The sequence below is a fragment of the Serratia sp. K-E0102 genome (assembly GCF_029962625.1).
GTDB lineage: Bacteria > Pseudomonadota > Gammaproteobacteria > Enterobacterales > Enterobacteriaceae > Serratia > Serratia sarumanii.
In genome coordinates, this window is sequence record NZ_CP124754.1 from 3,974,673 (window position 1) to 3,993,860 (window position 19,188).

General features: G+C 60.3%; 20 protein-coding genes. 13 read left to right on the forward strand and 7 right to left on the reverse strand.

Features of this window, described 5'->3' with window-relative positions; genetic code table 11:
* The first annotated feature begins 94 nt into the window (after positions 1-94).
* The gene (locus tag SSARUM2_RS18970) at positions 95-1,477 is read left to right on the forward strand and encodes an MFS transporter (protein ID WP_060453069.1); all 1,383 of its coding nucleotides are present in this window, start codon (positions 95-97) and stop codon (positions 1,475-1,477) included.
* Complete coding sequence (locus SSARUM2_RS18975) at positions 1,474-1,854, forward strand: DUF4440 domain-containing protein (RefSeq protein ID WP_039568646.1); 381 nt, start codon at positions 1,474-1,476, stop codon at positions 1,852-1,854. Before SSARUM2_RS18970 ends, SSARUM2_RS18975 begins: the two co-directional genes overlap by 4 nt.
* 195 nt (positions 1,855-2,049) lie before the next feature.
* Here SSARUM2_RS18975 and asr read toward each other — a convergent pair whose 3' ends face one another.
* Positions 2,050-2,400 carry an acid resistance repetitive basic protein Asr gene (gene asr / locus SSARUM2_RS18980; RefSeq protein ID WP_004928953.1) on the reverse strand — a complete coding sequence of 117 codons (351 nt, stop codon included), beginning with the start codon at positions 2,398-2,400 and terminating at the stop codon, positions 2,050-2,052.
* A gap of 230 nt (positions 2,401-2,630) precedes the next feature.
* On the opposite strand from asr, the gene SSARUM2_RS18985 reads away from it, so the two are divergent.
* Positions 2,631-2,939 (forward strand): YqjD family protein, encoded by a 309-nt coding sequence (locus SSARUM2_RS18985; protein ID WP_004928950.1) that lies wholly within the window; start codon positions 2,631-2,633, stop codon positions 2,937-2,939.
* Positions 2,940-3,000: 61 nt separating this feature from the next.
* Here the strand turns inward: SSARUM2_RS18985 and SSARUM2_RS18990 are convergent, their stop codons facing one another.
* Positions 3,001-4,434 (reverse strand): PLP-dependent aminotransferase family protein, encoded by a 1,434-nt coding sequence (locus SSARUM2_RS18990; protein WP_060439365.1) that lies wholly within the window; start codon positions 4,432-4,434, stop codon positions 3,001-3,003.
* Positions 4,435-4,529: 95 nt separating this feature from the next.
* On the opposite strand from SSARUM2_RS18990, the gene SSARUM2_RS18995 reads away from it, so the two are divergent.
* The 5 genes from SSARUM2_RS18995 to nrdF all read left to right on the forward strand — a co-directional run bounded on the left by SSARUM2_RS18995 (position 4,530) and on the right by nrdF (position 8,985).
* Entirely contained in the window at positions 4,530-4,961 is a 432-nt protein-coding gene (locus SSARUM2_RS18995; protein ID WP_041036428.1) for a carboxymuconolactone decarboxylase family protein, read from the forward strand.
* A 273-nt stretch (positions 4,962-5,234) separates the two neighbouring features.
* Positions 5,235-5,465 (forward strand): glutaredoxin-like protein NrdH, encoded by a 231-nt coding sequence (gene nrdH / locus SSARUM2_RS19000; RefSeq protein ID WP_033635681.1) that lies wholly within the window; start codon positions 5,235-5,237, stop codon positions 5,463-5,465.
* A 9-nt stretch (positions 5,466-5,474) separates the two neighbouring features.
* Positions 5,475-5,879 (forward strand): class Ib ribonucleoside-diphosphate reductase assembly flavoprotein NrdI, encoded by a 405-nt coding sequence (gene nrdI, locus SSARUM2_RS19005; protein WP_049211738.1) that lies wholly within the window; start codon positions 5,475-5,477, stop codon positions 5,877-5,879.
* Positions 5,861-8,005 (forward strand): class 1b ribonucleoside-diphosphate reductase subunit alpha, encoded by a 2,145-nt coding sequence (gene nrdE, locus SSARUM2_RS19010; RefSeq protein ID WP_072270161.1) that lies wholly within the window; start codon positions 5,861-5,863, stop codon positions 8,003-8,005. Before nrdI ends, nrdE begins: the two co-directional genes overlap by 19 nt.
* Before the next feature lie 8 nt (positions 8,006-8,013).
* Positions 8,014-8,985, forward strand: a complete 972-nt coding sequence (gene nrdF, locus SSARUM2_RS19015) for a class 1b ribonucleoside-diphosphate reductase subunit beta (RefSeq protein WP_033635683.1) — start codon at positions 8,014-8,016, stop codon at positions 8,983-8,985.
* Positions 8,986-9,047: 62 nt separating this feature from the next.
* Here the strand turns inward: nrdF and SSARUM2_RS19020 are convergent, their stop codons facing one another.
* The 3 genes from SSARUM2_RS19020 to SSARUM2_RS19030 form a co-directional block, all read right to left on the reverse strand.
* Positions 9,048-9,251 carry a DUF1289 domain-containing protein gene (locus SSARUM2_RS19020; protein ID WP_033654334.1) on the reverse strand — a complete coding sequence of 68 codons (204 nt, stop codon included), beginning with the start codon at positions 9,249-9,251 and terminating at the stop codon, positions 9,048-9,050.
* A 64-nt stretch (positions 9,252-9,315) separates the two neighbouring features.
* Positions 9,316-10,056 (reverse strand): SDR family oxidoreductase, encoded by a 741-nt coding sequence (locus SSARUM2_RS19025; protein WP_048321886.1) that lies wholly within the window; start codon positions 10,054-10,056, stop codon positions 9,316-9,318.
* A gap of 151 nt (positions 10,057-10,207) precedes the next feature.
* Complete coding sequence (locus SSARUM2_RS19030; protein WP_060439361.1) at positions 10,208-11,152, reverse strand: MBL fold metallo-hydrolase; 945 nt, start codon at positions 11,150-11,152, stop codon at positions 10,208-10,210.
* A 206-nt stretch (positions 11,153-11,358) separates the two neighbouring features.
* Here SSARUM2_RS19030 and SSARUM2_RS19035 point away from each other — a divergent pair, with 206 nt between their 5' ends.
* Positions 11,359-12,330: a patatin-like phospholipase family protein gene (locus SSARUM2_RS19035; RefSeq protein ID WP_033649775.1), complete on the forward strand. Its 972-nt coding sequence runs from the start codon at positions 11,359-11,361 to the stop codon at positions 12,328-12,330.
* 98 nt (positions 12,331-12,428) lie between these two features.
* Here SSARUM2_RS19035 and SSARUM2_RS19040 read toward each other — a convergent pair whose 3' ends face one another.
* The gene (locus SSARUM2_RS19040; RefSeq protein WP_033635692.1) at positions 12,429-13,784 is read right to left on the reverse strand and encodes a 2-hydroxycarboxylate transporter family protein; all 1,356 of its coding nucleotides are present in this window, start codon (positions 13,782-13,784) and stop codon (positions 12,429-12,431) included.
* Between the two features lie 326 nt (positions 13,785-14,110).
* Between SSARUM2_RS19040 and SSARUM2_RS19045 the strand changes: the two genes are divergently transcribed.
* Entirely contained in the window at positions 14,111-15,703 is a 1,593-nt protein-coding gene (locus SSARUM2_RS19045; RefSeq protein ID WP_060453071.1) for a sensor histidine kinase, read from the forward strand.
* 32 nt (positions 15,704-15,735) lie between these two features.
* Entirely contained in the window at positions 15,736-16,422 is a 687-nt protein-coding gene (locus tag SSARUM2_RS19050; RefSeq protein ID WP_033635694.1) for a response regulator, read from the forward strand.
* Positions 16,423-16,438: 16 nt separating this feature from the next.
* Here the strand turns inward: SSARUM2_RS19050 and SSARUM2_RS19055 are convergent, their stop codons facing one another.
* Positions 16,439-16,597: a hypothetical protein gene (locus SSARUM2_RS19055; protein WP_154610457.1), complete on the reverse strand. Its 159-nt coding sequence runs from the start codon at positions 16,595-16,597 to the stop codon at positions 16,439-16,441.
* Between the two features lie 232 nt (positions 16,598-16,829).
* Here SSARUM2_RS19055 and proV point away from each other — a divergent pair, with 232 nt between their 5' ends.
* Positions 16,830-18,032, forward strand: coding sequence for a glycine betaine/L-proline ABC transporter ATP-binding protein ProV (gene proV, locus SSARUM2_RS19060; protein WP_033635695.1), 1,203 nt, complete (start codon positions 16,830-16,832; stop codon positions 18,030-18,032).
* Complete coding sequence (gene proW, locus SSARUM2_RS19065; RefSeq protein ID WP_060439359.1) at positions 18,025-19,131, forward strand: glycine betaine/L-proline ABC transporter permease ProW; 1,107 nt, start codon at positions 18,025-18,027, stop codon at positions 19,129-19,131. The genes proV and proW overlap by 8 nt, the downstream gene beginning before the upstream one ends.
* The last annotated feature ends 57 nt before the right edge of the window (positions 19,132-19,188 follow it).

Genomic DNA, 19,188 nt, shown 5'->3' on the forward strand with positions numbered 1-19,188 from the left:
TATTGTCAAAATCATTATGACAGTGTAATCGCCCGCCGCCGATTTATCCGCACTTTTCCCCCCGATACACTGCTCGCCTTCAACCGGAGGCACCATGTCTTATCGCAGCAAAGTGGCAATCGTCTATCTGCTCGGCTTTTTCGTCGATCTGATCAATATGTTTATCGCCAACGTCGCCTACCCCGCCATCGGCCAGGCGATGCGGGCGTCGGTCAGCCAACTGGCGTGGGTCAGCAACGGCTATATTCTCGGCCTGACGCTGGTGATCCCGCTCAGCGCCTGGCTGGCGCAGCGCATCGGTGGGCGGCGGGTGTTCCTGCTGTCGCTGGCGCTGTTCATGCTGGCCACCTTCGGCGCCGGCAACGCCGACAGCATCGGCGCGCTGATCGGCTGGCGCACCCTGCAGGGCATGGGCGGCGGCTTGCTGATCCCCATCGGCCAAACGCTGACCTATCAGCTGTACCGCAGCCATGAACGCGCCGCGCTGTCGGCGGCCATTATGTTGGTGGGGCTGCTGGCGCCGGCGCTGTCACCGGCGCTGGGCGGCTGGCTCGTCGATCGGCTGGACTGGCGCTGGGTGTTTTTCGCCAACCTGCCGCTGGCGGCCCTGGCCCTGGCGCTGGCGGCGCGATGGCTGCACGCGGAAACGTCGGCGACGGCGCGCAAACCGCTCGACGGCAAAGGACTGCTGAGCGCCTGCGCGGCGCTGACGCTGCTGCTGCTCGGCCTGACCCGGCTGAGCGAGGCCGGCCATCAGGTTTCCGGTGCGGCGCTGTTGGCCGCTGGCCTGCTGGTGCTGGCGTACTATCTGCGCCATAGCCTGCGCACCCCGCAACCGTTGCTGAACCTGCGGTTGGTCGGCGATCCGCTGCTGCGCAACGCCATGGCGGTTTATTTGTGCATTCCCGGCCTGTTCATCGGCGTCAGCCTGGTGGCGATGCTGTATCTGCAAAACCAGCTGGGGATGCCCGCCGCACAGGTCGGCGGCCTGATGCTGCCCTGGGCGCTGGCGTCGTTCCTGGCCATCACGCTGACCGGCAAAACCTTTAACCGCCTCGGCCCGCGGCCGCTGCTGATCGCCGGCTGCCTGTTGCAAGGCGCCGGCATGCTGACGCTGGCGCAGATCGACCAGGCCGGGCAACACGCGTTGCAGATCGCCGCCTTCGCCCTGATGGGGTTTGGCGGCAGCCTGTGCAGCAGCACCGCGCAGAGCAGCGCGTTCCTGCAGATCCCCGACGCTCAGCTGGCGGACGCCAGCGCGCTGTGGAACATCAACCGCCAGCTCAGTTTTTGCCTCGGCGTGGCGCTGCTCAGCCTGCTGCTGAATCTGCTGCTGACCGGGCTGCCGCCCGCGGCGGCCTACCGAACCTGCTTCATTCTGGCGGGCGCCAGCGTATTTATCCCGCTGCTGCTGTGCCTGCGCCTCGCCAACCGCGCCATCGTGCGCCAACTCAACGCTCAACAGGATGCTTTATGAACCCGTATTTTACCGAAGTGATCGACGCCCACATCGCCATTGAACGCTGGCTGGGCAAAGGGGCTGGAGAAGAGCAGGCGCTGCTGGCGCGCTTTACGCCGGATTTCAGCATGATCGCGCTGAGCGGCGCTCCGCTGGATTTTGCCGCGCTGTGCGCCTTTTTCCGCGCGCATCGCGCCGCCAAACCGGGATTGGAAATCGAGATAGAAGAGATGAAGCTGGTGGCCGAATGGCCGACGGGCGCGGTAGTCAGCTACCGGGAAAAACAGAGCCTGCCGGGGCAAAGCGCCACGCTGCGCTATTCCACGGTGGTCTTTGAACGTCAGCCCAACGCGCTCGGCTGGCGGCATTTGCACGAAACCGCCGCGGCGCAATAATTACAGAAAGCTGCCGGCCAAAAACAGTTCCCAACCGACGATCGCTCCGCACAGGGTTACCGCGCTGAAAATGACTTCAAACAGATAGCGATTGATCATCGTTCGTCGCCTCAAAAGAAGACACCCGGGATAACCGGGTGTCTGGAGTACGGGCTGGAGAGTGCGGAACCTTTCGGTTCCGCAAACATCACTTAATTAAGCTTTTTTACCGGCTTTTTTGTGGTGTTTTTTAGCGGCCTGAGCTTTCTGCACTGGCGCTTTTTTGTGGTGTTTTTTAGCTGCCTGGGCTTTCTGAGCCGGCGCTTTTTTGTGGTGCTTTTTAGCGGCCTGCGCTTTCTGGGCTGGCGCTTTTTTGTGATGCTTGGCTTTCTTGTGGTGCGTTGCTTTAGCCGGCGCTTTTTCAGCAGCAGCCGCTGGCGCAGCGGTAGTGGTGGTCGCAGCTGGCGCGGTGGTGGTAGCCGGAGCAGTAGCTGCAGTATCAGCAGCGAAAGCAACAGAAGACAGACCCATAGTGGCAGCAACGATCAGCGCTAATACTTTTTTCATCTTTACATCCTCAGAGTGTTGTTTCGGTAAGCTCCGGTGGAGCCGTTGAAACAGATACTAGTGGAATCAAACTGCCGCTTCCGTGAGTGATTGGTTTCGCCGAGTAACCAAATGTACAAAGCCCAGGCGCCGGCAAACACCTGCGTGACGGCGGTTTTTTTTCCGTGATCGGCCACGCAAATCGCGCCATGGTCTACACTTAAGAGACATGTGTCGAAATGGAGAGCTGAATGTTTAAGAAAGCGGAAAGAACAGAACGCGATATCGATCAGGACGTCACTCTGTTGGCCGATACGCTGGATGAAGTGTTGCGCGAGTCCGGTGACAAGACCAAAGAGGAACTGAAAGAGCTGCACAGCAAGGCGAAAGGCGTGCTGCGCGACGCGCGAGCGCGGTTCAATGGCTCCACCAGTCTGACACAGCATGCGCGCGATGCGGTTGATCAAGCCGATAGCTATGTGCGTGACAAACCTTGGCAGGGCGTAGGGATCGGTGCCGCCGTCGGCATCGTGCTCGGCGTGCTGCTGGCCCGGCGTTAACACCCCTGCAGTCATAAAGATAAAACAGATGTGCGTCTGGCCCGCGGAAATCGCGGGCCGTTTAATTTAGGCGTTTGAACAGCTGCGCCAGCCCCTGCACCGCCCGCTCCGTCTCCTCTTGCCGAGTGAAATTGGCAAACCCCAGCAGTAACCCCTGCCCTGCCGGATGATCGATTCGCCAGTCCGACAACGCCTGCGCCGCCAACCCCAGTTGCCAGGCTTGCGCCGCCAACGGCGTATCCGCCACCCCGTCACGTAGCCGGGCCAATAGCTGAATGCCGCCCTGCTGCGGCACCACCCTCAGCCACGCCCCCAGCTGCCGCTCCAACGCCTGCGTCAGCCACTCGCGCCGCTGGCGGTACAGCGGCCGCATGCGTTTCAGGTGGCGGTAGAAATGCCCTTGCCGGATAAAATCCGCCACGCCGGCCTGCAGCAGCGGCGGGCAACCGCAGCCACGCAGCCGACTGCTGCGCGCGAATGTCTCCGTCAGACCGACGGGCACCACCAGATAAGCCATGCGCAGCGCCGGGAACAGCGTTTTGCTGAAGGTGCCGGCGTACAGCACCCGCCCCTGAACATCGAGGCTCTTCAGCGGCGGCAGTGGCCGCCCGTGATAGCGAAACTCGCTGTCGTAGTCATCTTCCAGGATCCAGGCCCCGCGCTGCTGCGCCCAGTCGAGCAGCGCCATGCGCCGCGCCAGGCTGAGCGAGACGCCGAGCGGGCTTTGATGGGTCGGCGTCACCACCGCCAGCCGCGCCTCAGGCGCCGTCAGCATACCGGCGGCCACGTCCATGCCTTGTTCATCCACCGACACGGCGAGCGGCCTGACGCCGGCGGCCCGCAGCAGCGGGCGCGTAACCGGATAGCCGGGATCTTCTATCCATACCGCGTCGCCGGCGTGCAACAGCGTCTCCACCACCCAGTCCAACAGCGCCGGATAACCGGCGCAGAGGAAAATTTGCTCCGGCCGACAGCTGATGCCGCGCGACAAATGCAGATAATGGGCGATCGCCTCACGCAGCTCAGGCAGGCCGCCGGCCGGCGGCAGCGCCAGGGAAGCCACCGTGGAAGCGCGCAGCCGGCGGGCGACAATGCGCTGCCACAGCGCCCGCGGAAACGCATCCAGCGCCGGCACGCCCAGCTGGAAAGGCTGCAGCATGCCCTGCGGCTGCAGTGGATCCGGCGCTATCGCCGCCAGCGGCGGCGCGGCGGATACCGCGCCCGGCGGCACGTGCGGCAGCTGCGGTGAAACATAGGTGCCCGCTTGCCCGCGGCTCTGCAAGAAACCTTCGGCAATAAGTTGCGCGTAGGCGCTTTCCACCGTGGCGCGCGCCACGCCCAGATCGCTCGCCAACCCGCGCACCGAGGGCAACCGGCTGCCCGCCGCCAGGCTGCCCTGGGCGATGGCGTCTTTAATCCGCAGGTAAATCTGCCGGTACAGCGGTTCGGCGAGCCGACTGTCCAGCCGCAGCGAAGTCAGGAAAGATGGCATTATGGCCCGGTTAAATAATCATTTTATGGCCCTATAGCATAGACCATAAGGCCGCTAAAGTAGCGCCATGATTTCGTTACTACCGATTGAGGTTGACCATGATTAAGCAACGTTTGAACTATGCCGAATTGGCGCCCGCCCCGTACAAAAATATGGTGAGCGCGCTGATGGCGCTGGAGAAAGGCGCCCTGGACAAGGCGACCATCGAGTTGATGTTTATGCGCGTTTCGCAGATCAACGGCTGCGCCTACTGCCTGGATATGCACGGCAAAGCGCTGCGCGAAAGCGGCTTCAGCCATGCCAAGCTGGATACGCTGGCGGGCTGGCGCGTCAGCCATGAGTTCAACGAGCGCGAGCGCGCCGCGCTGGAATGGGCCGAGTCGGTGACGCTGATCGCCGCCACCGGCGCGCCGGACAGCGCTTTCGAGGCGCTGAAGGCGCACTTCAGCGATGCCGAGATCGCCGATCTGACCTTCGCCATCAGCATCATGAACGCCTTCAACCGGCTGGCGGTCAGCATGCGCCAGTAATGCGTTCTCTTCCCCCCTCCGCACTGAGAGGGGGAATTTCTCACCCGCAAAAATTTTTTCCCTCGCCTTTTCCAGCCCCGGCGCGGTCTGCGCCTTCATCCTTACAAAACACCATATATGGCGTGGTTGATAAAATAAATATCAACATATAGTATTTTATAGGTCAGCCGCAGGGAATGTCGTTCGGTTGATAACGCCGTCAGAAACGCCAGGAACAATGCTCCGTTATCTGACTTGTCCGCCTTTCCTTCAGTCTAAAGGTAAATGCGAATCATGAGCATTATTATTTACAGTAAGCCGGACTGTGTCCAGTGCAACGCCACCTATCGCGCATTTGATAAACAGGGGATTGATTATCAGGTGGTCGATCTCACCCAGGATCAGCAGGCGCTGAACCACGTTAAATCCTTAGGTTATCAGCAAGTTCCGGTAATTATCGCCGGAGACGATCACTGGTCCGGTTTCCGGCCGGACAAGATCGGCGCGCTGGCGCTCACCTGCTGAGGCCCGCCGATGAATCCGCTGGTTTATTTCTCCAGCAGCTCGGAGAACACCCATCGGTTCGTTGAGAAACTGGGCCTGCCGGCGATCCGCATTCCGATCGCCGGTGCCCACAGCAAATTGCTGATGGAACACCCCTTTATCTTGATCGTACCCAGCTATGGCGGCGGTAGCGCCGTCGGCGCGGTGCCGATCCAGGTGATCCGCTTTCTCAACGTTCCGCAAAACCGTTCATACCTGCGCGGCGTCATCGCCGCCGGGAACACCAACTTCGGCGCGGCGTACGGCATCGCCGGCGACATCATCGCCAAAAAATGCCAGGTGCCTTTTTTATACCGCTTTGAGCTGCTCGGCACTACGCAAGACGTTGAAAACGTTAGACAGGGAGTAACCGCATTTTGGCAACGACAGAACTGACCAGGCCCGAGACGGGCGCGCTGGATTACCATTCGCTCAACGCGATGCTCAATCTTTACGATGCGGAAGGCCGGATCCAGTTCGATAAAGATCGGCTGGCGGCGCGGCACTACTTCCTGCAGCACGTCAACCAAAACACCGTGTTTTTCCACAACCTGGAGGAAAAGCTGCGCTATCTGGTGGAGGAAGGCTACTACGAGCCGCAGGTGCTGGCGCAGTACGAATTCCCGTTTATCAAGCAGCTGTTTCAGCAGGCCTACGCCAAAAAATTCCGCTTCGAGACCTTCCTCGGCGCCTTCAAGTACTACACCAGCTATACGCTGAAAACCTTCGACGGCAAACGCTATCTGGAGCGCTACGAAGATCGGGTGTGCATGGTGGCGTTGACGCTGGCGGCGGGCGACACCGGACTGGCGCAGGATTTGGTGGAGGAGATGATTTCCGGCCGCTTCCAGCCGGCCACCCCGACCTTCCTCAACTGCGGCAAACGCCAGCGCGGCGAGCTGGTCTCCTGCTTCCTGCTGCGCATCGAAGACAATATGGAATCGATCGGGCGGGCGGTGAACTCCGCGCTGCAGCTGTCGAAACGCGGCGGCGGCGTGGCCTTCCTGCTGAGCAATATTCGCGAGGTGGGCGCGCCGATCAAGCGCATCGAGAACCAGTCCTCCGGCGTCATTCCGATCATGAAAATGCTCGAAGACGCCTTCTCCTACGCTAACCAGCTCGGCGCGCGCCAAGGAGCCGGCGCGGTTTACCTCAACGCCCACCACCCGGACATTCTGCGTTTTCTCGACACCAAGCGCGAAAACGCCGACGAGAAGATCCGCATCAAAACGCTGTCGCTGGGGGTGGTGATCCCGGATATCACCTTCGAGCTGGCGAAGAACAACGAAGAGATGTACCTGTTTTCGCCCTACGACGTCGAACGGGTGTATGGCGTGCCGTTTTCGGAGATTGCCGTCAGCGAGAAGTACCGCGAGATGGTGGACGACAAGCGCATCCGCAAGTCGCGCATCAACGCGCGCGAGTTCTTCCAGGTGCTGGCGGAGATCCAGTTCGAATCCGGCTACCCCTATGTGATGTTCGAGGACACGGTTAACCGGGAGAACCCGATCGCCGGGCGGATCAACATGAGCAACCTGTGTTCGGAGATCCTGCAGGTCAACCGCGCCAGCACGTATCACGAGGATCTGAGCTACGATCGCATCGGCAAGGACATCTCCTGCAACCTCGGCTCGCTGAACATCGCCAAAACCATGGACGCGCCGGACTTCGGCAAGGCGATCGAGACCGCGATCCGCGCGCTGACCGCGGTGGCCGACATGAGCGACATCCGCTCGGTGCCGTCGATCGCCGAGGGCAACCGCAGCGCCCGCGCCATCGGCCTGGGCCAGATGAATCTGCACGGCTACCTGGCGCGCGAGCGCATCTTCTACGGCTCGGAAGAAGGCATCGACTTCACCAACCTCTATTTCTATACCGTGGCCTATCACGCCATCCGCGCCTCTAACCGGCTGGCGATCGAGCGCGGCGGCGCCTTCGACGGCTTTGAGCATTCCCGCTATGCCAGCGGCGAGTACTTCGATAAGTATACCGAGCGCGACTGGCTGCCGCAGACCGAGCGGGCGCGCGAGCTGTTCGCCGCCGCCGGCATCGCCATTCCGAACCGCGACGACTGGCGCGCGCTGCGCCAGTCGGTGATGCTGCACGGGCTGTACAACCAGAACCTGCAGGCGGTGCCGCCGACCGGTTCCATCTCGTACATCAATAACGCCACCTCCAGCATCCACCCGATCGTTTCGCGCATCGAGATCCGCAAGGAAGGCAAGATCGGCCGCGTTTACTACCCGGCGCCCTACATGACCAACGACAACCTGGCGTATTACCAGGATGCCTATGAGATTGGCCCGGAAAAGATCATCGATACCTACGCCGCCGCCACGCAACACGTCGATCAGGGGCTGTCGCTGACGCTGTTCTTCCGCGATACCGCCACCACCCGCGATATCAACCGCGCGCAGATCTACGCCTGGCGCAAAGGCATCAAGACCATTTACTACATCCGCCTGCGCCAAATGGCGCTGGAAGGCACCGAGGTGCAGGGCTGCGTGTCCTGCGCGCTGTGAGGCAACTTATGACGACCGTAACATCGGCGCCGCTGGTGCGCGCCATCAACTGGAACATCATCGAAGACGACAAGGATCTGGAGGTGTGGAACCGCCTGACCTCCAACTTCTGGCTGCCGGAGAAGGTGCCGCTGTCCAACGATATCCCCTCCTGGGCCACGCTGACGCCGAAGGAGCAGCAGCTGACCATTCGGGTGTTCACCGGGCTGACGCTGCTGGACACCATCCAGAACACCGTCGGCGCGCCGGCCCTGATCGCCGATGCGCTGACGCCGCACGAAGAGGCGGTGTACTCCAACATCAGCTTTATGGAGGCGGTGCACGCCCGCTCGTACAGCTCAATCTTCTCCACCCTGTGCCAAACGCCGGACGTGGACGACGCCTACCGCTGGAGCGAGGAAAACCGCGCGCTGCAGAAGAAGGCCGGCATCATTCTGGCGCACTATCGCAGCGACGATCCGCTGCTGAAGAAGGTTGCCAGCGTGTTCCTCGAGTCGTTTCTGTTCTATTCGGGCTTTTACCTGCCGATGTACTGGTCAAGCCGCGCCAAGCTGACCAACACCGCCGATCTGATCCGCCTGATCATCCGCGACGAGGCGGTGCATGGCTACTATATCGGCTATAAATTCCAGAAAGGGCTGGAGAAAGTGGACGCCGCACGGCGCCGGCAGGTGAAAAACTTCGCCTTCGATCTACTGCAGGATCTGTACGACAACGAGGTGCGCTACACCGAGGAGCTGTACGACGGCGTCGGCTGGACGGAAGACGTGAAAACCTTCCTGCACTACAACGCCAACAAGGCGCTGATGAACCTCGGGTATGAGGCGCTGTTCCCGCCGGCGATGGCGGAGGTCAACCCGGCTATCCTGTCGGCATTGTCGCCAAACGCCGATGAAAACCACGACTTCTTCTCCGGCTCCGGTTCGTCTTACGTCATCGGCAAGGCGGTCAACACCGAAGATGAGGACTGGGATTTCTGAGGACTGGCTGGCCGTATCAGGAAAAGGCTTTCGCGGGAGTGCGACGTGTCGTGCTCCCGCGACTATGTGTTTTGCTTGAAGGCCGCACGCAGCTCAAGCCGCCGCCAGATGGCGCGTTTCTCCGCGTCGCCGGCGGTCGGCCAGGCGGCGATCTCCGCCCGCGTGCGCCGGCATCCCCGGCACTGCTGGGTTTCGTCGTCGATGCGGCACAGGCTGACGCAGGGCGATCTTACGCCGTGCTGGGATTGCTGATTGTCGCCCGCCATAAACCGCCCTTGATGTGATGTGTGCCGCCACAGGATACCCGATCCGGCGGCGGCGCGTCGTCAATCAGATGATGCCGCCGTTGGCGCGCAGGGTTTGGCCGTTGATCCAGCCGCCGTCGGTGCCGGCCAGGAAGGCCACCGCCGCGGCGATATCGTCCGGCGTTCCCAGCCGCTCCAGCGGCGCCATCTTCGCCAGCCGATCGATAAGCTCCGGCGTTTTGCCATCGAGGAACAAACCGGTGGCGGTCGGCCCCGGCGCGACGGCGTTTACCGTGATATTGCGGCCGCGCAGCTCTTTCGCCAGCACGCTGGTCAACGCCTCGATCGCCGCCTTGCTGGCGGCATACATGCCGTAACCCGGCTGCAGCAGCCCCACCACGCTGGAGGAGAAGTTGATGATACGGCCGTTGTCACGCAGGCGCTTCGCCGCTTCACGCATCGTGTTGAAGCTGCCTTTCAGGTTGATGTCGATCAGGCGATCCGCGTCTTCATCGCGCATGTCCGCCACCGGCGCCAACGCAATTACCCCCGCGTTATTGACCAGCACGTCGATGCCGCCAAACGCCTGTTCGGCGCTGTCGAACAGCCGGGCGACCGCAGATGCATCGCTGACGTCGGCTTTGACGCTCAAGGCGCGGCCGCCGCGCTGTTCTATCTTGCGCACCAGCTCATCGGCCGGCGCCGGGTTGCCTGAATAGTTAATGATGACGGTAAAGCCGTCGGCGGCCAGACGCTCGGCGATGGCGGCGCCGATGCCGCGCGATGCGCCGGTGACGATAGCGACGGGGGGAGTTTTCTGGTTCATCGGAGATCCTTAAAGAAAACGACGAGGGTAACGTTAATCATGCACTCTTTATCGCGGCGAATAAGCCCCGATTGTCTGGCATCATCATCCCAAATTATCGAACAATGCGTCTGGACTCGTTCGATGGCCGCCCAACGGACGGCCATCCCCGTTACAACGCGCCGTAATTCAGCGGCACCCAGCTGTACCCTTCTCCCTGGCGGTTCAGGTAGCCCAATCCCGGGAACGACAGGTGTGCGCCGCCCACCAGCTCGTTCTGCCGCGCGCTGTCGCTGAACACCCGCAGCCGTTGAGCGACCGCCGCCTTGGCGTCGCTGTCAAAGCTGATAGCCACCTTCGGATGCGGCATCTGCACCGCCGCCACGTGGATCAGATCCCCCAGCAACAGCAGCTTTTTGCCCTGGCTGGTCACCTGATAGACATTGTGGCCTGGCGTATGGCCGTGAGCGGCAAAGGCGGCGATGCCCGGCGACAGCTCACCGTCGCCGTTGAACGGCTTAAAGTGCCCCGCCGCCTGGTAAGGCTTGATCGCCGCCATGGCCTTTTCGAAATTGCCTTTGTTCTGCGCCTTGGCCTGTTTCAACCGGTCGGCGCTCAGCCAGAAGTCCGCATCCTGGCTGGCGGCGCGCACCACCGCATTGGGGAATACCGCCTTGCCGTCGTGCGTCAGGCCGCCGAGGTGATCCGGGTGCATATGAGTCAGGTAGATCTCATCCACCTGCTCAGGCTGATAGCCCGCCGCGCGCAGATTATCCACCAGCTTGCCCAGGCCGTCGCCCAGCAGCTGGCCGGCGCCGCTGTCGATCATCACCAGCTTGTCGCCGGTATTGATCAGATAGGCATTGACCGAGGTGACCACCGGCAGGCTTTGATGCCGCTCGGCCAACCCGGCGGCGATCTGCTGCGGCGTGGTGTTCAGCAGCAGTTTGTCCGCCGGCAGGCGAATAACGCCGTCGGACAACGCGGTCACTTCAAAACTGCCCAGCATGATGCGGTAAACTCCCGGCGTCGGGGTTTTGGCCTGCGGCGCGGCGGCGCCGGCCTGTAATGACATAACGGCCAGCGCCGCGCCCAGCAGACAACGTTTCCAGAACATGATGACTCCTTGCGAGAATTGAACAGCGCTAAGTATTGACGCAAAAATCCCGATGCGCCTGTTTAATAAATGCCTTTAATAAATATATAAATAATATATTTATTATGAATAGTTTTGTTTGCCGACTCACACAACCCCAATCAATATTTTCTCGCTCGCCACTTGGTTATTTTTCTTACTCCCTAAACCAAGAGTGAGGAAATATCATGAACTATCAATTCGAAAATCTGGTCTTTGAAGGCGGCGGCGTAAAAGGCATCGCCTATGGCGGCGCGCTGGAATTGCTGGAAGCCAAAGGCATCATGCCACAGATCAAGCAAACCTCCGGCGCCTCGGCGGGCGCTATCGCCGCGCTGCTGGTCGGCCTGGGCTGCAGCTCGGCGGACGTAACCAAAATTCTGTCGGCGATGGATTTTAAAAAATTCCTCGATTATAACGGCGGCTTTTTCGGTACGCTCCACGATGCCTATCGCCTGTTCAATCAATACGGCATCGCGCCCGGCGATTATTTCTATCAATGGTCGCGCGATATAATCAAGCAATACACCGGCAAGCCGGATATTACCTTCGAGCAGTTCGAAGCGATGAAAGCGGCGAAAGGGTTCAAATCGATTTACTTTATCGGTGCCAACCTCAACAGCGGCCAGCGCGAGGTCTATTCGCATCGCACTACGCCGCGCATGAAAGTGGCGGACGGCCTGCGCATTTCGATGTCATTCCCATTCGCCTTCGTGGCGAAGAACAACACCCTGGGCGACCTGTGCATCGACGGCGGCATGATCGACAACTACCCGGTGCGGCTGTTCGACTATGACTTCTCCGCCACGCCGCCTTACATCGACGCTTCAAGCCAGCGCATCAACACCCGCACGCTGGGCCTTCGCCTGGACTCCGCCGGCGAAATCGCCCAGGCAGCCGGGCAGGCAGGTCCGCGCACGCAGGTCAACAACCTGTTTGATTTCACCCTGGCGGTGGCCAACGTGATGCTGGACATCCAAACCAAGGTGCACCTGGACAGCGACGACTGGAAACGCACCGTGTATGTCGACACGCTTGACGTCGGCACGCTGGAGTTCGGCATCAGCGAGGAGAAGAAACGCGCGCTGATCGAATCCGGCCGCCGCGGCGTAGAGCGCTACTTCGCCTGGTACGACGCCGCCATGAAACAGGCGGCATAACCCCCATCCACCCCGCCCGCGCGTACGGCCGGCGCGCGGGCAAAAAAAATCCCCGCGGGGGCGGGGAAAGGCAAAGTAACGCTAAGGATTTATAGGAGTTATACGAAGAACTTGGCCAACACCAGCAGCGACAGCGAGACGTTGATAGCGCCCCCGATTCGGGTGGCGATCTGCGCGAACGGCATCAGCGACATGCGGTTGCCGGCGGTGAGGATCGCGACGTCGCCGGTGCCGCCCTGCCCGCTCTGGCAGCAGGAGACAATCGCCACATCGATAGGATGCATGCCGATTTTCTTGCCGACGAAGAAACCGGTCGCCACCAGCGCGCTGACGGTCGTGACGATCACGATCAGATTCTGTACGGTGAACGCGTCCACCAGCTCCTGCCACGGCGTGATGGCCACCCCGACCGCGAACAGGATCGGATAGGTCACGGCGGTGCGGAAGAATTTGTACACCACCTGCGAGCCTTCCTGAATGCGCGGCGACACCCCGTGCGCCAGCTTCACCGCCACGGCGGCGAACAGCATGCCCACCGGCGCCGGCAGGCCGATCAGACGGTGCAGCAACATGCCCACCATATACAGCAGGATGGCCAGCAGCGCGCCGCAGGCGATGGTGCTGACATCCACCTTGCCGCTGATTTTTTCCACCGCGTTCATGTCGCTGTCGCCCTGCTTGCTCGGCATCAGGCTGCCTTCGCCGGTCAGATGCGGATAACGCTTGCCCAACTGGTTGAGCAGGCCGGCGATGACGATGGCGGTCAGGCTGCCGAGCATCACGATCGGCAGAATGCGCCCCAACGCCACGCCCTGCTCCATGTGCAGGATCGCCGCGTAGCCCATCGACAGCGGGATCGCCCCTTCACCCACGCCGCCGGCCATGATCGGCAGGATCAGGAAGAAGAAGATCTGGAACGGCTCCAGGCCCAGCGCCATGCCGACGCCCATCCCCACCAGCATGCCGACGATCTCGCCGCACAGCATCGGAATGAAGATGCGCAGAAAGCCCTGGATCAGCACCTGGCGGTTCATGCTCATGATGCTGCCGACGATGATGCAGCAGATGTAGAGATAAAGAATGTTGGTCGATTTGTAGAACTTGGTGGTCGACTCCACCACCACGTCCGGCAGCAGGCCGTAGTGCACCAGTGCGGAAGGAATGAAGGTGGCGCAGATCGCCGCCGCGCCCATTTTGCCGATCAGCGGCAGGCGCTTGCCGAATTCGCCGCAGGCGAAACCGAAGAACGCCAGGGTAGCCACCATCACCACGATATCGCTCGGCAATTTGCCTTCCAGGCAGTCGAGCAGAATCAATACGCCGGCCAGAATAAAGAACGGTAACGGAATAATCCCTACTTTATAATTGTCCAGTATCCGCCACCATTTCTCACGCAGAGGAATATCGGCGGCCTTGTCTTTGGCTACGAGGTAAGAATCATCTGTTGTGCTCATAATCTGGCCTCTTATTAGTTTGTTCAGCCATCATAGAGAAGCGCACGGATTATCTGCTGTGATTATGTTCAAAGTTAAAAAGGGTTTTTAATGGTGGTTATGGTTTCTATGGGGTTAATTAAGATTATGTAAAAACCGGCGTGGTTTTAATGGTGTTAATGCCGTTTTTATTTTAAAGCTTATCAACTTTATCGCAGACGAACAATTCTCGTCCGGTTCACTTTAATCCCGTGTGAGCGATCACAAGTTGATCGGGCGCAATATTACAGACCCCGCTTCTCGTGATAGGGTAAGGCTTCAGGATCTCTTTACGGTGAAGCTCCGCCATGCGGCTCAAACTCTCATTTCAAATCAAGCTGTTTCTGTGCCTGGTGGCCTTCTCCTGCCTGCTGCTGACCTGCATCGGCGCCTACACCTATTACCAGCTGGATGCGCAGCTGCACCGCGATCTCGGCGCCCGCGCGCAGGTGCAGGCGCGGGAAATCGCCCTCATTCCTTCGCTGGTCGATGCGGTGGAAAACAACGACGCCGCCCGAATCACTGCGCTGATGAAAAAAATCCGCGCCAGCAGCGACGCCAGTTATATCGTCATCGGCGATAATCACGCCCGCCATCTTTATCATTCCGAATATGAAGGCCGTCTGGGCACGCCGATGATCGGCGGCGATAATAAAGAGGTGCTGGAAGGGAAAAGCATTATTTCCATTCGCAAGGGCGGCATCGGCGTTTCATTGCGCAGCAAGGCGCCGATCCTGGATGAAAATAATCGCGTGATCGGCATCGTTTCCGTCGGCTATTTGAAATCGCACATCGATAATTTAAATGCCAGGACGCTGACGCAAATTATCGGCTCCATCGTCCTGCTGCTGATCGCCCTGTTCGTCTTTTCCTGGCTGCTGTCGAAAAACCTCAAGCGCCAGATGTTCTGGCTGGAGCCGAAAGAGATCGCGCTGCTGGTGCGCCAGCAAAAAGCGCTGCTGGAAGCCATCTATGAAGGGGTGATCGCCATCGATCCGCAGATGCGGATCATCACCATCAACCATGCGGCGCGCGAGCTATTGGATCTGCACCAGCCCGCCGCCGGCTTGCTGGGCCGGCCGATCGGCGACGTCATTCAGGCGCAGCCGAACTTCTTCGCCGCCGCGCAGCTGGGCCAGGATACGCACGATGAGGTGTGCCGCTTCAATCACGTGCGGGTGATCGCCAGCCGAGTGCGCATCATGCAGGAGCAGGAGCTGCAAGGCTGGGTTATCAGCTTCCGCGACAAGAACGACATCAATACCCTGAGCAGCCAGCTCAGCCAGGTGAAACGCTATGCCGACAACCTGCGCATCATGCGCCACGAACAGCTGAACTGGACCGCCACGCTGGCCGGGCTGCTGCATATGCAGCGCTACGACGAGGCCATCCGCTACGTGGAGGCCCAGTCGGAGGGCGCGCAGGAGATCCTCGATTTCATCTCGCAGCGCTTCAGTTCGGCGGCGCTGTGCGGCCTGCTGCTGGGCAAATATTCCAGCGCCAGAGAAAAAGGCATCGAGCTGCGCTTCGATCCGGCCTGCCAGCTGCGGCAGATCCCGGCGGCGCTGAATGAGACCGAACTGATGTCGATCGTCGGCAACCTGCTGGATAATGCGGTGGAGGCGACGCTGCACTGCCCGGCCCCGCACGACGCGATCGAGCTTTATATCAGCGACGGCAGCGACGAGCTGGTGATCGAGGTGGCGGATCGCGGCACCGGCATCGCCGAGGAGATTCGTGATACGCTGTTTGAACAGGGCGTCACCACCAAAGCGGATAAAAGCGACCACGGCATCGGCCTGCATCTGGTCGCCAGCCACGTGGCGCAGGCGCACGGCAGCATAGAAGTGTCGGACAACGAGCCGCACGGCGCGATATTCTCTATATTTATCCCTAAATAAAACCCATAACCCGATTTTTTGAGCACCCGATTATGTCACACCAAGCACTGGACGTTCTGATCGTGGAAGACGAGCCGCAACTGGCGACGCTGCACGCGGAGTTCATCGAGAAAAATTTCAACCTGCGGGTGGTGGCTTACGCCGCCACGCTGGCCGAAGCGCGGGCCAAAGCCAATGCGCATCAGCCGCGGCTGATCCTGCTGGATAACTTTCTGCCGGACGGCCAGGGCATCGAGCTGATGGAAGAGCCGGCGGTGAAGAACCCCGCCTGTTCGGTGATCTTCATCACCGCCGCCAGCGACATGCACACCTGCAGCCAGGCGATCCGCAACGGCGCCTTCGACTACATCATCAAGCCGGTATCCTACAAGCGGCTGCGCAATTCGCTCGAACGCTTCATGCAGTTCGTGCAAACCCAGCGCACCTTCAAGATCATCGATCAGGACAACGTCGATGCGCTGTACAACCTGCAGTCGAAGCAGTTCTCCAGCGAGCCAAGCGCCAAAGGCATCGAAACCAATACCCTCGAGCTGGTGCAGGCGCTGTTTATCGCCCAGCCGGCGGTGGCGCATGCGGTGGAAGACGTGGTGGAGCAGGTCGGCATCAGCAAGACTACCGCCCGCCGTTATCTGGAATATTGCGTCGCCACCCAGTTCGTGCGGGTGGAGATGCTGTACGGCAATATCGGCCACCCGCGGCGGCTGTATCGCAAGGCCTGAGGCTGCCATCTGGCTGTCATATTACGGCGATAACATAGCGCCCGACGATATCCCCCTCGATATCGGCACCTGTCGTTAAAACTGATGAAATACTGATGACTTTTACCCGGCCTCTGGTCGGGTTTTTTATTATCCGAAACGGCAGGCGCAAAAGCGAAATATCCCATTGCTTCACGCCGCGTTATTTCCCTAAAAACCAAACCATTATGGCGAATAGCGGCCGTCAATTTCGAGTCATGGGCAAAATTACCATAACTAATTAAAACCTTGATGTAAACCACTAATATCCCATTTAAATGACATTGAGGGTTGTCTCAGATATTCACTGTGTTAGGGTAAAAAGCTCTTTTATTTTGCTAAGGACAGCCCATAACGCGTTAATTAAACCAGAGGAAACAGCAAATTGCATGGCAATTAAACTCGAAGTAAAGAACCTGTATAAGATATTTGGCGAACACCCGGAACGTGCATTCAAACTGCTGGATAAAGGTCTGACAAAAGATCGGCTATTTGAAAAAACCGGCTTATCGCTCGGCGTAAAAGACGCCACTCTGGCCATTGAAGAAGGCGAGATATTTGTCATCATGGGGCTCTCCGGTTCCGGCAAGTCCACCCTGGTACGCCTTCTCAATCGTCTGATAGAACCCACCCGCGGCCAGGTGCTGATCGACGGTGAGGACATCGCCAAAATATCCGACGCCGCGCTGCGCACCGTGCGGCGAAATAAGATCAGCATGGTATTTCAGTCATTCGCGCTGATGCCGCACATGAACGTCCTGAATAATACCGCATTCGGTATGGAATTAGCCGGCATACCGCTGCAGGAACGCCAGGAAAAAGCGCTGGATGCCCTGCGCCAGGTCGGGCTGGAGAATTATGCGCTGTCTTATCCCGATGAATTATCCGGCGGCATGCGCCAGCGCGTGGGATTAGCCCGCGCCCTGGCCAATAACCCGGATATATTATTGATGGACGAAGCCTTCTCGGCGCTCGATCCGTTAATTCGTACCGAAATGCAGGATGAGCTGGTGAAATTACAGGCCCAACATCAGCGCACCATCGTGTTTATTTCCCACGATCTGGATGAAGCGATGCGCATCGGCGATCGCATCGCCATCATGCAGGGCGGTGAGGTGATCCAGGTCGGCACGCCGGACGAGATCCTGAACAACCCGGCCAACGACTATGTGCGCACCTTCTTCCGCGGCGTGGACATCAGTCATGTATTCAGCGCCAAGGATATCGCCCAACGGCGCCCGGTGACGCTGATCCGCAAAACCCCCGGCTTTGGCCCCCGATCGGCGCTGCAGCTGCTGCGCGATGAGGACCGTGATTATGGTTATGTTGTTGAACGCGGAAAGAAATTTATCGGCGTAGTGTCGATAGAGTCGCTGAAAAAGGCGCTGTCCGCCAATCAAACGCTGGACGATGCCCTGCTCGAGGCCCCTGCCGCCGTGCCGGCCGACACGCCGCTCAGCGATCTGATTTCCCTGGTCGCCCAGGCGCCGTGCGCGGTGCCGGTAGTGTGCGAAGAACATAACTATCTCGGCATCATCTCCAAGGCCATGCTGTTGCAGGCGTTGGACAAGGAGGGCTCCGCCAATGAGTGATACTACGCAAACCCAAGATCCCTGGGCTACCGCACCGGCCGATACCGGCGCCGCACCCGCAAACGATGCCGCCGCCAACGCCGGCGACGCCTGGTCCAGCGCGCCGCCGCCGGCCACCCATGACGCCGCCGGACAAGGCGCCGATTGGCTCAGCAGCGCCCCGGCGCAGCCGGAACACTTCAGCCTGCTCGATCCGTTCCACAAGGCCTGGGTGCCGTTCGATACCTGGGTCACGCAGGGCATCGACTGGCTGGTGCTGCACTTCCGCCCGCTGTTCCAGGGCATCCGCGTGCCGGTCGACATGATCCTGAGCGGCTTCCAGCAACTGCTGCTGGGCATGCCGGCGCCGATCGCCATTCTGGTGTTCTCGCTGCTCGCCTGGCAGGTCTCGGGCATCGGCATGGGCGCCGCGACGCTGCTCTCCCTGGTCGCCATCGGCGCCATCGGCGCCTGGTCGCAGGCGATGGTCACGCTGGCGCTGGTGCTGACCGCACTGTTCTTCTGCATCCTTATCGGCCTGCCGCTCGGCATCTGGCTGGCGCGCAGCAAGCACGCCGCCAAAGTCATCAGGCCACTGCTCGACGCGATGCAGACCACCCCGGCCTTCGTCTATCTGGTGCCGATCGTCATGCTGTTCGGCATCGGCAACGTGCCGGGTGTGGTAGTGACCATTATCTTCGCGCTGCCGCCGATCGTGCGCCTGACCATTCTCGGCATCAAGCAGGTGCCGGAAGATCTGATCGAGGCCGCCGAGTCCTTCGGCGCCAGCCCGCGCCAGCTGCTGTTCAAGGTGCAGCTGCCGCTGGCAATGCCGACCATCATGGCCGGCGTGAACCAGACGCTGATGTTGGCGCTGTCGATGGTGGTCATCGCCTCGATGATCGCCGTCGGCGGGCTGGGCCAGATGGTGCTGCGCGGCATCGGCCGGCTGGACATGGGCCTGGCCGCCGTCGGCGGGGTCGGCATCGTGATCCTGGCGATCATTCTCGATCGCCTCACCCAATCGCTGGGGCGCGATCGCCGCAGCAAAGGCATCGGCCGCTGGTACCGCCGCGGCCCCATCGGGCTGCTGACTCGCCCGTTCATCAAGCAAGCCTGACGCTTTTCCCGCCGGCGGCTGCGGCCCCGGCGGGCTATGACACCACCACATCGAAAA

What these genes read in the sequence shown, in the direction of transcription:
- SSARUM2_RS18970 (WP_060453069.1), top strand. Translation starts at nt 95, where the DNA reads ATGTCTTATCGCAGCAAAGTGGCAATCGTCTATCTGCTCGGCTTTTTC.
- SSARUM2_RS18975 (WP_039568646.1), top strand. Translation starts at nt 1,474, where the DNA reads ATGAACCCGTATTTTACCGAAGTGATCGACGCCCACATCGCCATTGAA.
- asr (WP_004928953.1), bottom strand. Translation starts at nt 2,400, where the DNA reads ATGAAAAAAGTATTAGCGCTGATCGTTGCTGCCACTATGGGTCTGTCT.
- SSARUM2_RS18985 (WP_004928950.1), top strand. Translation starts at nt 2,631, where the DNA reads ATGTTTAAGAAAGCGGAAAGAACAGAACGCGATATCGATCAGGACGTC.
- SSARUM2_RS18995 (WP_041036428.1), top strand. Translation starts at nt 4,530, where the DNA reads ATGATTAAGCAACGTTTGAACTATGCCGAATTGGCGCCCGCCCCGTAC.
- nrdH (WP_033635681.1), top strand. Translation starts at nt 5,235, where the DNA reads ATGAGCATTATTATTTACAGTAAGCCGGACTGTGTCCAGTGCAACGCC.
- nrdI (WP_049211738.1), top strand. Translation starts at nt 5,475, where the DNA reads ATGAATCCGCTGGTTTATTTCTCCAGCAGCTCGGAGAACACCCATCGG.
- nrdF (WP_033635683.1), top strand. Translation starts at nt 8,014, where the DNA reads ATGACGACCGTAACATCGGCGCCGCTGGTGCGCGCCATCAACTGGAAC.
- SSARUM2_RS19020 (WP_033654334.1), bottom strand. Translation starts at nt 9,251, where the DNA reads ATGGCGGGCGACAATCAGCAATCCCAGCACGGCGTAAGATCGCCCTGC.
- SSARUM2_RS19025 (WP_048321886.1), bottom strand. Translation starts at nt 10,056, where the DNA reads ATGAACCAGAAAACTCCCCCCGTCGCTATCGTCACCGGCGCATCGCGC.
- SSARUM2_RS19030 (WP_060439361.1), bottom strand. Translation starts at nt 11,152, where the DNA reads ATGTTCTGGAAACGTTGTCTGCTGGGCGCGGCGCTGGCCGTTATGTCA.
- SSARUM2_RS19035 (WP_033649775.1), top strand. Translation starts at nt 11,359, where the DNA reads ATGAACTATCAATTCGAAAATCTGGTCTTTGAAGGCGGCGGCGTAAAA.
- SSARUM2_RS19040 (WP_033635692.1), bottom strand. Translation starts at nt 13,784, where the DNA reads ATGAGCACAACAGATGATTCTTACCTCGTAGCCAAAGACAAGGCCGCC.
- SSARUM2_RS19045 (WP_060453071.1), top strand. Translation starts at nt 14,111, where the DNA reads ATGCGGCTCAAACTCTCATTTCAAATCAAGCTGTTTCTGTGCCTGGTG.
- SSARUM2_RS19050 (WP_033635694.1), top strand. Translation starts at nt 15,736, where the DNA reads ATGTCACACCAAGCACTGGACGTTCTGATCGTGGAAGACGAGCCGCAA.
- proV (WP_033635695.1), top strand. Translation starts at nt 16,830, where the DNA reads ATGGCAATTAAACTCGAAGTAAAGAACCTGTATAAGATATTTGGCGAA.
- proW (WP_060439359.1), top strand. Translation starts at nt 18,025, where the DNA reads ATGAGTGATACTACGCAAACCCAAGATCCCTGGGCTACCGCACCGGCC.